The following is a 12,642-nucleotide window of genomic DNA, read 5'->3' on the forward strand; positions in this document are numbered from 1 at the left end:
CGCTCAGCTCGTCCATCTTGTAGTAGAGGAGGTTCGCGACCTTTCTGCAGTCCTTCTCCTCGATAGCCTTCAGTATCTCTTCCATCTCAAAACACCTCGGAACAACTACCTCCCGTGAGTATTTAACGCTTTGGTTGGTTGGATTAAAGATTAAAAGAGACGGCTGCCCGTTGCTGGTTCATCCCTTTTGGGATACCAATATCATGCGGGAGATTTTTAAGGGTCTTCCCGGAGATGATACCATGCTTCAAGTGATTTTCCTCGGTACGGGCGGTATAATGCCCACCAGGGAGAGAAACGTTCCGGCAATAGCGCTCCGCTACAAGGGCGAGATCGTACTCTTCGATGTCGGGGAAGGCACCATCAGGCAGATGAACACGGCAAAGCTCAGCCCTATGAAGGTGGAGAAGATTTTCATCACCCACTTCCACGGCGACCACTACCTCGGCCTGGCTGCATTGATCCAGACGATGAACCTGTGGGATAGGGAAAAGCCCCTCCACATCTACGGCCCCAAACACACCTTCGAGTTCGTCCAGCACTTCCTCAACAGCGGCTTCTTCAGGCCGGGCTTTGAGATACACGTCCACGAGCTGGGCGAGACGAGGCTGAAGTTCGGTGACTATGAGATCTGGAGCTTCAAGGTCGAGCACGGGATTCCGGCCCTGGGCTACGTATTTAAGGAAAAAGACCGGCGCGGGAAGTTCCTGCCGGAGAAGTTGATGGAATACGGCCTGAGCGAGGGCCCGATACTTGGGAAGCTTGAGCGTGAAGGTAAAATCGAGTGGAACGGGAAAACGGTTTCCCTTGAAGACGTCACCGGGCCGAGAAGAAAGGGCGTCAAGGTCGTCTACACCGGCGACACCGAGCCCGCTGAAAGGGTCAGGCTCTTCGCCGAAAATGCCGACCTTCTAATCCATGAGGCCACCTACCTGGATCCAGCCCACAGGGGCGACAGCTACCACTCAACGGTGGGGGAAGCCTGTGAGGTCGCTAAGAGGGCCAAGGTGAAGCTTTTGGCATTATTCCACAGGGCCTTCCGCTACACCTACGACGAATACCTGAGCAGGGCCTCGCGGATATGCGGGGATTTTGGGGGGGATTTCATAGTTCCGAGGGACTTCGACGTCTTGACGTTTAAATCCGGCATATTCAGCGTGAGAAACCTTCTGGAGGGAAGGAGATGAGCTACCTGAGGTACGTTAAGCTCATAGGCACGATGCATGTTTCACCGGAGAGTAGGGATGAAGTCGTTAGGACTATTCTATCGGAGAGGCCCCACGCGATAGCGATAGAGCTGGACAGGACGAGGTTCATGGCCATGAGCGGGGGCGAGAAACAGGGGCTGAGTCTGGGAGACTCCCTCAAGTACGGGAGAAGGGGCTTGGTTAATTATCTCCTCGCCAAACTCGAGGAGAAACTGGGTGAGGAATTCGGCATGGCACCTGGTGGTGAGATGATGGCCGCCATTGAGGCGTCCAGAGTGCTTGGGGTGCCCCTGTACCTTATCGACGAGGATATAAATTTCATCCTTGGTAGAATACTTGCAGCTCCGTTCAGGGAGAAGGCGCTTCTGGTGCTCGAAAGTCTGGCCGTTTTCCTTCCCCTCGGCGCGGGTGGAGGAACGGAGGAGAACTTGATGGAGGGCTACCGTACTATGATGCTCCAGTTCCGGAGACGTTATCCCTACCTCTACAGGGTGTTGGTGGATGAGAGGAACGAGGTAATGGCTAGGAATCTGATATCCATAGTCGATTCCCTGCTTGCGGTGGGTATTAAAAGGCCACGGGTGGTTGCGGTGGTCGGTCTCGGCCACAGAAACGGTATCGAACACATCTTGGATCGTCAAAGAGTGGTCACCGCGCCGGGAACCTCCATCAGAGGCCTCTTTTGAAAACCTAAGTGTCGTTACGTTTATATTTGGAAGCATCGAGAAAGTTTGGGGATTGCCATGAAGGAAAGGCTGGAGAAGATGCTGAACGTTAAGGTCTTGGAGATCGAGGAGCAGGACGACAAAATAGTGGTGTACGTCCCTGAAGACCAGGTTAGAATTGCGGTAGGAAGTGGAGGAGCTGCGGTTAAGGCCGCCGAACTCGTCCTCGGCAAGAAGATTGAGGTGAAGGGTAGGTGAGGTTCCGCAGGGGCGAGCTCGAAGACCTGGCGGTATCGTTCCTGGTTCTTGTCTTGCTATTTTCCAACTTTGAGCCCAGACTCTTTGGTTATGCGTCCATCGCAGTACTGACGGCTTTCGTGTTCCATGAGCTCGCCCACCGTCTCACCGCCAGGAGTTACGGCTACACTGCGTTCTACAAACGATGGGACGCCGGAATCGTTCTGGCGCTTGCAGTGGGGATCCTCAGCCGGCTGGCAACGGGGACCACGTGGATATTCGCGGCGGTTGGCGCAGTTCAGGTGTACGCACCATACGCCTACGATGAACGTGGGGGTCTTCGGCAGAATAGCCATTGCAGGTCCAGCCACCAACGTTGCCGTTGGGGTGGTTGCCCTGCTTGCGGCAAGGATGCTCTCCCCCGCAACATTTCCCTGGCACGCCGCCAGGATAACGGCGTCCGTTAACCTGTGGCTGGCCCTCTTTAATCTCTTCCCGTTTCCTCCACTGGACGGCTGGAAGGTCTTCCACTGGAACGCCGGATACTGGGCCATTGCTGCCGGCCTGGCTTATTTTCTGTACACCCTAGTGTAACACTCTTGGTGATATAAACGGGAAAAGTTAAATAGGCCCGTACTCACTTCTATCATGGTGGTTCCGATGGAGTACAAGAACCCGATAGGCGTTGATATTGACCTCGAAACCGGTGTCATTCCAGGGGCAAAAAAGCTCGTCAGAAAGCTCAGCGACCTGAGGGGATACTTCGTCGATGAAAAAGCCTACAAAGAGCTTCTCAAGGATAACCCGGTTGTCTATGAGGTATACGCGGTCGAGCAGGAGGAAAAGGACGGAGACCTGAACTTCGCCACGACGGTTCTCTACCCGGGCAAGGTTGGAAAGGAGTTCTTCTTCACCAAGGGACACTACCACTCCAAAGCTGACAGGGCGGAGATATACTACGGCATCAAGGGGAAGGGGGGAATGCTCCTCCAGACCCCGGAAGGAAAGGCCGAATGGATAGAGATGAGGCCCGGAACGGTCGTCTACGTCCCGCCATACTGGGCCCACAGGACGGTTAACACGGGCGACGAGCCGTTCATCTTCCTGGCGATATATCCGGCCGATGCTGGCCACGACTACGGCAGCATAGCCGAGAAGGGCTTCTCCAAGCTGGTCATTGAGGAGAACGGCGAAGTCAAGGTTGTGGACAACCCGAGATGGAAGGAGTGAGCTCTTAATTTTCCTTTTCTCACCGCAACCCTTATTAACTTTCAACGGTTACATCACTCCCGGTGATACAATGTCCTGGGACGCTCTCTACTCATCGGCCTTCGACAGGGTTCGTAAGAACCTCGGGAAAATCGGTGGGATCCTCCTCGCGTACAACACGAACATCGACGCCATAAAGTACCTTGATGGTAACGATCTTGAGCGTCGCGTAGAGACCGTTGGGGAGGATGAAGTCCTCCACTACGCCGGCGAGCTTCCAAGGATGGTAGAGAATGTTGGTCAGTTACTCGGTTCGATTCTTTGGAGTATCAAACACGGAAAAGCGGCGGAACTCTTCGTCGAGAGCTGCTCCACACGCTTCTACATGAGGGAATGGGGCTGGGACGAGCTGAGGATGGGCGGCCAGGTTGGGATAATGGCCAACCTCCTCGGCGGCGTTTACAACGTCCCGGTAATAGCCCACGTCCCCCAGGTTTCGAGGCTTCAGGCGGGACTCTTCAAGGACGGCCCGATTTACGTGCCGAAGGCCGAGAACGGAAAGCTCGAGCTGGTACACCCGAAGGAGTTCCAGGCCGACGAGGAGAACTGCATCCACTACATCTACGAGTTCCCCCGCGGGTTCAGGGTCTTTGACTTCGAGGCGCCGAGGGAGAACCGGTTCATCGGCGCGGCCGACGACTATAATCCTAACGTCTACATAAGGCCCGAGTTCAGGGAGCACTTCGAGGAGATAGCCGGAAGGGCGAGGCTGGCAATAATCAGCGGTCTCCAGACCCTGACGAGGAAGAACTACCGTGAGCCTTTTGAAGAGATGGTGCGTCACCTCGAAATCCTGAACGCAAGGGACGTTCCGGTTCATCTTGAATTTGCGTTCACGCAGGACGAGATCGTAAGAAGGTCCCTGATTGACGTCTTGGGTCAGTTCCACAGCGTCGGTCTCAACGAGGTTGAGCTGGCATCGATAATGGAGGTCATGGGTGAGAAGGGCCTCGCCGAGAAGCTCCTCGCCGACGACCCTGTGGACCCAATTGCGGTCACAGGGGCCATGCTAAGGCTCGCCGAGAGAACCAGTGTGAGAAGGATACACTTCCACACCTACGGTTACTACCTCGCTTTGACGGATTACAAGGGGGATTTCGTTCGCGATGCGCTTCTCTTCGCGGCCCTAGCAGCGGCTGCCAAGGCAAAGCTCGGCGACGTCCGCTCGATAGATGCCGTGGTCAAGGCCATGGATGTCCCGGTGAATGAGAGGGCAAAAACCGTGGAGGAGCGACTTGCCGGGGAGTACGGCATGAAGAACGGCATCGCCGACATCAATGGCTACCAGCTCTCCTTCGCCCCGACGAAGGTAGTAACAAGGCCCAAGAGCACCGTCGGAATCGGTGACACCATATCAAGTTCGGCCTTCGTGGGCGAGTTCGCCCTCCACTGAGCTTTCTTTTTGCACCAAAGTTAAAAATGGATGCAACGAATTACGGACAGGAATCGAAAGGTGGTTAACATGAAGACGCTCGTTCTTGCCGGTGGAAAGGGAACCCGGCTCTGGCCGCTGAGCAGGGAGCTGATGCCAAAGCAGTTCGTCCGCTTCATTGATGGGGAGTCGCTCTTTCAGAAAACAGTTCGGAGGGCACTTCTCTTCTCCGAGCCGGAGGAGATTTTTATAGTCACCAACAGGAATTACAAGTTCCGCGTCTTCGACGATCTTGGAGGGCTGGGCGTTGAGCTTCCAGAGGAGAACGTTCTGCTGGAGCCCATCGGCAGGAACACCCTTCCCGCTATATTCTGGGGAATAAAAACGATTCAGGAGCGGTTTGGGGACTCCATCGTCGCGGTTCTGCCGAGCGACCACCTCATCGAGGCGAACGACGACTACGTTGACGCATTCAAACGGGCGAGAATCCTAGCCGGGAACTACCTCGTAACCTTTGGAATAAAACCTATGAGGCCCCACACCGGCTACGGTTACATAAAGCCGGGCGAGGCCTTGGGGGAGGATGACGAACTCCTCGGCCACTTGGTTGAGGAGTTCAAAGAGAAACCAGACTTTGAAACTGCTAAAAGATACGTTGAGGAGGGTTACTACTGGAACAGCGGGATGTTCGCCTTCTCAAGCTCGCTCTTCATAGGGGAGGTTAGGAAGCACGCACCCGAGCTCTATACCGCCTTCGAGGACGCGGATACGGTGGAGGATGCGTATATCAACGCCCCGGAGGTCTCAATAGACTACGGCGTCATGGAGAAGACAAATAAAGCCGCAGTCGTTCCGCTCAACGTTTACTGGAATGACCTGGGAAGCTTTGATGCCATCTATGACGTCCTTGGTAAAGACGAGAGCGGCAACGCGATTCGTATGAGTGGCAAAAACGCCTACCACATAGGGATCAATTCGAGAAACAACCTCATAATGGCTGAGAGGCTCACCGTGACTGTTGGGGTGGAAGGCCTGATTATAATCGACACCGATGATGCTCTGCTGATAGCCCACAGAGGAGAGAGTCAGAGGGTCAAGGAGGTCTACAGGCTTCTCAAAGAAAGGAACGATGAGCGTGTTATGGTCCACCGTACCGCTTACCGGCCCTGGGGCAGCTACACCGTCCTTGAGGAGAACGACCGCTATAAGATAAAGCGCCTCACCGTCCTTCCAGGTAAGAAGCTCTCCCTCCAGATGCACTACCACAGGAGCGAGCACTGGGTCGTGGTGAGGGGAACGGCCAGGGTAACCGTCGGCGATAAGGAAGTACTCCTACGACCGGGGGAGAGCACCTTCATCCCCGCGGGGGTTAAACACCGTCTTGAGAACCCAGGGCGGGTGGTCCTTGAGGTCATAGAAACCCAGATAGGCGAGTACCTTGGTGAGGACGATATAACCCGCTTTGATGATGATTTTGGAAGGTATGACAAGGAGTAGCGGTTAACGACGTGCTGATACGGGGTGAAGACAATGGGAAGACTGTTTGGGACGTTCGGTGTCAGGGGAATAGCGAACGAGATGATAACGCCTGAATTTGCGCTCAAGATGGGCATGGCCTTCGGGACGATGCTCAGAAGGGAGGGGAGGAAAAGCCCTCTTGTTGTCATAGGCAGGGACACGCGCGTTAGCGGGGAGATGCTGAAGAATGCTCTGATAAGTGGACTGCTCGGTGTCGGCTGTAACGTGGTGGACGTTGGAATTGCCCCCACCCCGGCGATACAATGGGCAACCGATCACTTCAACGCAGACGGCGGGGCGGTTATAACTGCCTCCCATAACCCTCCAGAGTACAATGGCATAAAACTCTTAGAACCGAACGGTATGGGACTGAAGAAGGAGCGTGAGGCCGTTGTTGAGGACGTGTTCTTCAACGGGGACTTTGAGGGGGCAAGGTGGGATGAGATAGGCGAGGTCAGGGAGGAAGACGTTATCAAACCCTACATCGAGGCAATAAAGGCCCGTGTGGACGTTGAGGCTATTAAAAACCGGAGGCCCTTCGTGGTTGTGGATACTTCCAACGGTGCAGGCAGTCTGACACTCCCATACCTGCTCAGGGAGCTCGGCTGCAAGGTCGTCAGCGTCAACGCCCATCCGGACGGCCACTTCCCGGCCAGAAATCCCGAGCCGAACGAGGAGAACCTGAGGGAGTTCAAGGAGATCGTGAAGGCCCTTGGAGCTGACTTCGGCGTTGCCCAGGACGGCGACGCCGACAGGGCGGTGTTCATAGACGAGAACGGCAGGTTCATCCAAGGCGACAAGACCTTCGCGCTCGTCGCCGATGCCGTTCTGAGGGAGAACGGCGGTGGGCTTCTCGTTACCACTATAGCCACGTCCAACCTTCTCAATGATATAGCGAAGAGGAACAACGCGGAAGTCATGAGAACCAAAGTCGGCGACCTCATCGTGGCGAGGGCTCTCCTCGAGCAGGACGGAACGATAGGGGGGGAGGAGAACGGCGGCGTTATCTTCCCGGACTTCGTCCTCGGAAGGGACGGGGCTATGACGACGGCAAAGATAGTCGAAATCTTCGCGAAATCTGGCAAGAGGTTCAGCGAGCTGATTGATGAGCTCCCGAGATATTATCAGTTCAAGACGAAGAGAAAGGTGAACGGAGACAGGAAGGCGACAGTCGCAAAGGTTGCCGAGCTTGCCAAAGCGAAAGGCTACAGTGTTGACACCACTGATGGAACCAAGGTACTATTTCCGGATGGCTGGGTCCTTGTCAGGGCCAGTGGAACGGAGCCAATAATAAGGATATTCAGCGAGGCGAAGGAAGAAGGGAACGCACGGAGGTACCTGGAACTCGGACTCAAGCTTTTGATGGAAGGTGAAGCAGCAGGGTAAATATTTCCCGTTTGTTACCCTTTGTAATTGACTTTTTCTCTTCTGGAAGTCTCACCGCTCACAGCTGGGATGCAATCAGTGATAGAATGATGATAAAAAGGAAACTTGGTGTTGTGTTCGGGATTTTTATTGGACTTTTAATGGTAGGAGCGGTGGTAAGTGCAGCGCCCTACTACAAGAAGATATCTCAGTGCACTTGGTATGGGGAGGATTATGAGACCAAGTCGTTATCCCTCATGGGAGGGAGGGTGGGCGTACGCAGCGGCGTACTTGCATGTATGCACCCCCTGTTACTGGTATGATGGAACCAACAGGGGTGTGTTTTTGGGAATGCAGACTTGCTTGAGGTGATTCCTGAAAACACCTTGTGTTCCGTGGAAACCGTCACATATTTTGACGTGATGGGGGCCCTTATGAAGGCTTATGCCTCTGTCGGAGTCCCTCCAGGAAGTGTCTGAACGCGGTGGTGCCGTATGGGACGACGTCTGCTTTGGGTGTTTTTGTTTGCTTTCTTCCTTTTCTCTGGTTACGCCTCCGCATCCCCCTTTTGGTTTAAACCCGGCTCGGAAGTTCAGTACTATGCAAACGCCGCCACGTCACGGGCCATAAATGCATGGGGGGTTGTGTACTACCACTGGAGTAACTGCACCGCCAACGTGGGTTTTCAGAGAATCAAGCTGTCCTTTGATGTTATAAACGTCTCCGGAGAATGGGCCCTTGTAAGGATTCGTGTAGATCTTTACGGTGGTACCTCACTTAGATGGCCTTATTCTGACGTTTATGCATATTATCCCTCATTCTGTGTGCCCCCTTTTCCAAATCCGCTGAATGTGACGCCCTATCATGCTGGGGATGTTCCCCTAAAATGGGCTGACTACGGCACGGAAGTGAATCTTACCGGTTACTACAGGATAAACCTCCCCTCGGGCTGGTTTACTCTACGACTGGGGAGTCCTTCGGTCACACAGCCCTCTCTGGTCTTTATCCGGTAAACGGTTCCTACGTACTCCTGAATAGGAGGAGGATGATTCTGAGTGCCAAGGTTCTCAACTCCACAACCTACGTAACATATTACGGGAATTTCACCGGACCCAACGTTCTGGTGATGGGTGAACCGATAAACCTTACGGATCCCAGCGGGAGTAATGCGTTTTTAAGGACATTGCTTGTCTATAACCCATCTTCCGACGTCTCCATAGGTCTGCTTGGAATAATCCCCGACCTTGAGGCCTCGTTAGGTATATATGCCCTCGTTGTTTCGGATGATACCGGTAAGGGGTTTCAACCTGAGGTTATTGGTGGAGAGGTTAGGAGAGCAGTGGCACCAAGGGTGGTTCTCTATGAGTTGAGATACCCACGTAGTCCCCCTGACCTTAACCACCCATTACTGGCTTCATATAAACATCCAATCTCCAGTACATGGGTTCTGGCTGTTATCTGCCTGGTTGTGCTTGTTGTAGTGTTACTGTGGAGGTGGTTATGGAGTGAACTTTAAGAGTATCTTCCTCTGGGAATTTGGGGACATGCTCCGTCTAATGATCTTTCTTCTGGTGGTATTCTCACTGACGTATCTTCTGGGATGAGCTATCTCAGGCTCCAATGGGAGGTGGGAAGTTCCAACGCTTTACGTCCCCCTATTTATGGGAGGGGGAACCCTCTGGGTAGCATGACTGCTGAACATCTGTTTACCTACCCCTCGATGGCGATGGGGTTTTGGGTACTACTTGCCTTGGGGATCGCGATCTTTTCCATAATCGGTTTTAGATACGATCGTGAGAAGGGTTATGCACTTTCTGTTTATTCGCTCCCTTATTCAAAGCTGGAGATATTCTTGGGAAAGCTGCTCTCGATATTCCTCCTCTCGGTGATGGCTTTATACATTCCGATTTTGGTTATTGATATATTCCCAAACGTGGATACCCTTCACTTCATCGAGGCTATAATACTTACAAGATTTTACTTCAACGCGCTTATTTTTGCACTGTATTTCGTGCTCTTTTCCATAGCAATCTCTACACTCTCTTCAGTGGTTCTGCAGGACATGTTCCTCGCGTTTATTGCATCGTTTTTTCTGCTTGTACTGCCGTTCTTTGCCGGCTTAGACTGGCCTCCTTTCTTTTTTATATTCATGATCCCTAAGTCTCTGGCTGGGATTTCGCCCTTTGAGGCGTTCTTCCTGTTCTGGGGTTTGGTTGCCCCCATTGTGCTTGTGTTACTCTCAGGTCTAATCTTCCTCAGGAGGGATGTCTTGTGAGGATGAGAATTGGTTTTATGCTATCTCTTGCGGTTCTGCTCTCATTGACTGGACTGTGGGGTACCTTCTTAACGGCTGGATCCACAACGGGGTACGTGGGTCCGGTTGTGCCCGCGACCTCCAGAGGGGATACCACATACCTGTCGTGCCATGCCCCTGGATAGATGGAAGTAAACGTATCGCTTAACGGCAACGGGAGATTCTTTGTGGTTGACCAGTTTTCCAACACAACAGTTTTCAGTGCACCCATTGGAGGGCATTTCAACGGGATTGTGGTGCTACCCAAGGAGGGGAGCTATGCAATCTACACATCTACCTCGTCCCTTACCTTCTCTGGACACTACAGGGGGATGTATCCAACCTTCAGGGTTCAGAGAGTTCTGTACCTCACCATAGCCACGCTCTCAATCCTTTTTGCAGTTTGGAGGTGGTGGCGTTGATTGAAGCTAAAAATCTCACTAAGAGATTTGGACGGACAGTGGCCCTGAACGGGATCACCGTTAAGATGTCCTATGGCATCAGCCTAATCCTCGGTCCTAACGGCGGGGGTAAGAGCACCTTCCTAAAGCTCGTTGCTGGTGTTTACAGACCAACCTCCGGAAAGGTCACTCTCTTTGGGGAGAACCCCTGGAGGAGTTCAGGGGTTAAGTATAGAATAGGAGTTGCCTACGATCCTGTCTCTTTTCCCCTTCAATTACCGGGAGGGAGTGGCTGGAGTCCATTGCTAGGTCCAAAGGTTACGGTGATGGGAGGTCGAGCGGATTGAAAAACTCTTTCACCTTGATTTCCTGGATAACCGAACCAGTAGTTACTCGGCCGGGATGATGAAAAAACTCGCCGTAGCGCAGGCTTTCATCGGCGAACCCGAGCTGATCATGATCGACGAGCCGTTCACCAGCGTGGATTTTAATACAATGGTAGAGTTTCTGAAACTGTTCAAGAGGCTCAGAGATGGAACAATTTTCTCCTGATAAGCCATATATGGGAGCCCCTAAGGTCCATTGTGGATAACGTCTATGTCATCTCCAACGGTAGCCTGATACTTCATGGAGAGGCAGCGGAGCACTGGGAAGAGATAGAAAAATTATTCAGACCTCTTTAGAATGAGCCTTTTCAGTATCTCCGCCGCCTCCTCGACGCTCATGGGGACCTCTTCATGTATGCCAAGGGTGTGGAAGAGCTTGACGATTTCGGGGGCATCTAAATTGGCCCTCTCTATCAGTTCCGGTCTGAGAAAGAGCTCACGGGGGCTCCCCTCGAAGATCACGGATCCGTCCAGCACGTAAACTCTGTCTGCGAGCCGGATCACCCTGAGGTCGTGGGTCACAACGATTACCGTTCTGCCCTCCTCTTTCCATCGGCGTATCATATCAAGGACGAAGTTCCTGTTTTTCAGGTCGAGGTCTCTGGTTGGTTCATCAAGCAGGAGAACCTCCGGTTCCGTGCTCAGCACCGCGGCTATCGAGGCCTTTTTCTTTTCCCCACCGCTGAGGTTGTATGGATGTCTATCGGCCAGCCTTTCAATCCCGAGTAACCTCAGAGCCTCAAAAGCTTTTTTAGTTCCCCCTTTCCCCCATATATGGAGCGGGCCGAATGCCACGTCATCCAGCACGGTCGCGCTGAAGAGCATAACATCAGGGTTCTGAAACAGAAAACCCACCTTTCTTCTGAAATTCCTGTCTGTCATCGTTTCCTCCGTCACTGGCTTCCCCTCAAAGAGAACCTCCCCCTCCGTCGGTAGCAGGATGGCATCCATTATCTTGAGGAGTGTTGTCTTCCCGGCCCCGTTCGGTCCGATTACCGCGAGGGTCTCTCCCTTCCTGACCTCGATGTTCACGCCCCTTAGGGCCCACTCACCGGTTGGGTACCTGTAACCAACGTTTCTAAGCTCGTAAATCTTCACCTGAACACCTCCGTTGTCACGACCGCGAGTGCCAGGAGAATCAACGTAAACACTGCTAGGGCGTAGTCTGTTTTTCCTATCTTTAATTCCTCTGAACGCAGAGTATCGTTGGAGTAGCCTCTGGCCAGCATTGCGTAGTACACCTCCTCACCAAGGGAATTGGCTTTTATGAAAGTTGCCCCCATGTGCTTTCCTGCCTCTTTCCAGCTCTCCACGAGGCCCAGATTACCGGCCAGCCTTGAGCGTCTTGCATGCATTGAGTCCAGTAGGAGCTTCGCGAGGAGGAAGATGTATCTGTACGCGAGGGTAGTTATGGTTATAACCGCTCCAGGAACCCTGAGGCTGGTTAGGGCGGATACGAAGTCCTTCCACCGAGTTGTCATTGTGAAGAGAATGGTGTATGAAACGGCCGTTGCGACCCTTAACGTGAAGAGGGCCGCCCACGTCAGCCCCTCCCAGCTTGCACTCCATTCCGTGAAGGGAAAGGTGAAAACGGGCCTTCCGGGGGTCATGAAGATAGATGGTACCGCTATCAGTCCGGTGAAGACAGGGATGAAGAACCATACCCTCTTTATAAAATACGAAATGCGAATGTGGGAGAGGAGTGCAAAGATCAGCGGAACGGTGTAAAAAAATAGAATAACGTAGATGTTCCGCAGGGAGACGACCACTGTTACGAGGATGAGGAGGGAGAGTAGCTTAACCCTTGGATCCGCCTGCTGGAGCAGGCCACTCTTCCTTGCGTACCTCTCGGAGAACACCGCCTCTGTGGTAAATTCAAGCACTTCCCTTGCCGTGCTCTCCAGGAGTCCCTCCATCTCGTTCACCCG

16 protein-coding genes are annotated in these 12,642 nt (G+C 53.2%); 14 read left to right on the top strand and 2 right to left on the bottom strand.

Translation table 11 applies throughout. The features are described 5' to 3' along the window. The first annotated feature begins 242 nt into the window (after nt 1–242). From MVK60_RS10550 to MVK60_RS10615, 14 genes are all read left to right on the top strand, one after another. Nucleotides 243–1,187, top strand: coding sequence for a ribonuclease Z (locus MVK60_RS10550; protein WP_297439189.1), 945 nt, complete (start codon nt 243–245; stop codon nt 1,185–1,187). Beyond that, a complete protein-coding gene (locus MVK60_RS10555) occupies nt 1,184–1,894 on the top strand; it encodes a TraB/GumN family protein (protein ID WP_297439191.1) in 711 nt (236 codons plus the stop codon). The genes MVK60_RS10550 and MVK60_RS10555 overlap by 4 nt, the downstream gene beginning before the upstream one ends. A 57-nt stretch (nt 1,895–1,951) precedes the next feature. Further along, complete coding sequence (locus tag MVK60_RS10560; RefSeq protein WP_297439193.1) at nt 1,952–2,131, top strand: KH domain-containing protein; 180 nt, start codon at nt 1,952–1,954, stop codon at nt 2,129–2,131. Nucleotides 2,132–2,434: 303 nt separating this feature from the next. After that, nucleotides 2,435–2,704 (top strand): hypothetical protein, encoded by a 270-nt coding sequence (locus tag MVK60_RS11260; protein ID WP_367270893.1) that lies wholly within the window; start codon nt 2,435–2,437, stop codon nt 2,702–2,704. Between the two features lie 66 nt (nt 2,705–2,770). Next, nucleotides 2,771–3,340, top strand: a complete 570-nt coding sequence (gene pgiA, locus MVK60_RS10570) for a glucose-6-phosphate isomerase (protein WP_297439256.1) — start codon at nt 2,771–2,773, stop codon at nt 3,338–3,340. A 70-nt stretch (nt 3,341–3,410) separates the two neighbouring features. Beyond that, nucleotides 3,411–4,772: an ADP-specific glucokinase gene (locus MVK60_RS10575; RefSeq protein ID WP_297439195.1), complete on the top strand. Its 1,362-nt coding sequence runs from the start codon at nt 3,411–3,413 to the stop codon at nt 4,770–4,772. Nucleotides 4,773–4,841: 69 nt separating this feature from the next. Further along, entirely contained in the window at nt 4,842–6,248 is a 1,407-nt protein-coding gene (locus MVK60_RS10580; RefSeq protein ID WP_297439197.1) for a mannose-1-phosphate guanylyltransferase/mannose-6-phosphate isomerase, read from the top strand. Nucleotides 6,249–6,281: 33 nt separating this feature from the next. Next, nucleotides 6,282–7,655 carry a phosphoglucosamine mutase gene (glmM, locus tag MVK60_RS10585; RefSeq protein WP_297439199.1) on the top strand — a complete coding sequence of 458 codons (1,374 nt, stop codon included), beginning with the start codon at nt 6,282–6,284 and terminating at the stop codon, nt 7,653–7,655. 473 nt (nt 7,656–8,128) lie between these two features. Further along, nucleotides 8,129–8,647 carry a hypothetical protein gene (locus tag MVK60_RS10590; RefSeq protein WP_297439202.1) on the top strand — a complete coding sequence of 173 codons (519 nt, stop codon included), beginning with the start codon at nt 8,129–8,131 and terminating at the stop codon, nt 8,645–8,647. Between the two features lie 32 nt (nt 8,648–8,679). Further along, nucleotides 8,680–9,150 (top strand): hypothetical protein, encoded by a 471-nt coding sequence (locus tag MVK60_RS10595; RefSeq protein ID WP_297439204.1) that lies wholly within the window; start codon nt 8,680–8,682, stop codon nt 9,148–9,150. 84 nt (nt 9,151–9,234) lie between these two features. After that, the gene (locus tag MVK60_RS10600; protein ID WP_297439206.1) at nt 9,235–9,909 is read left to right on the top strand and encodes an ABC transporter permease; all 675 of its coding nucleotides are present in this window, start codon (nt 9,235–9,237) and stop codon (nt 9,907–9,909) included. A 164-nt stretch (nt 9,910–10,073) separates the two neighbouring features. Further along, on the top strand, nt 10,074–10,349 hold the full coding sequence (locus MVK60_RS10605) for a hypothetical protein (RefSeq protein ID WP_297439208.1): 276 nt from the start codon (nt 10,074–10,076) through the stop codon (nt 10,347–10,349). Further along, a complete protein-coding gene (locus MVK60_RS10610) occupies nt 10,340–10,675 on the top strand; it encodes an ATP-binding cassette domain-containing protein (protein ID WP_297439210.1) in 336 nt (111 codons plus the stop codon). Before MVK60_RS10605 ends, MVK60_RS10610 begins: the two co-directional genes overlap by 10 nt. Nucleotides 10,676–10,733: 58 nt before the next feature. Then, nucleotides 10,734–10,880, top strand: coding sequence for a hypothetical protein (locus MVK60_RS10615; protein ID WP_297439212.1), 147 nt, complete (start codon nt 10,734–10,736; stop codon nt 10,878–10,880). A gap of 113 nt (nt 10,881–10,993) precedes the next feature. On the opposite strand, the gene MVK60_RS10620 is transcribed toward MVK60_RS10615, so the two are convergent. Together MVK60_RS10620 and cbiQ are read right to left on the bottom strand one after the other, a co-directional pair. Further along, on the bottom strand, nt 10,994–11,812 hold the full coding sequence (locus MVK60_RS10620) for an energy-coupling factor ABC transporter ATP-binding protein (RefSeq protein WP_297439214.1): 819 nt from the start codon (nt 11,810–11,812) through the stop codon (nt 10,994–10,996). Further along, nucleotides 11,809–12,630, bottom strand: coding sequence for a cobalt ECF transporter T component CbiQ (gene cbiQ / locus MVK60_RS10625; protein ID WP_297439216.1), 822 nt, complete (start codon nt 12,628–12,630; stop codon nt 11,809–11,811). Before cbiQ ends, MVK60_RS10620 begins: the two co-directional genes overlap by 4 nt. Nucleotides 12,631–12,642 lie beyond the last annotated feature (12 nt).

The sequence above is a fragment of the Thermococcus sp. genome, from assembly GCF_026988555.1.
In the GTDB taxonomy this organism is placed as follows: domain Archaea; phylum Methanobacteriota_B; class Thermococci; order Thermococcales; family Thermococcaceae; genus Thermococcus.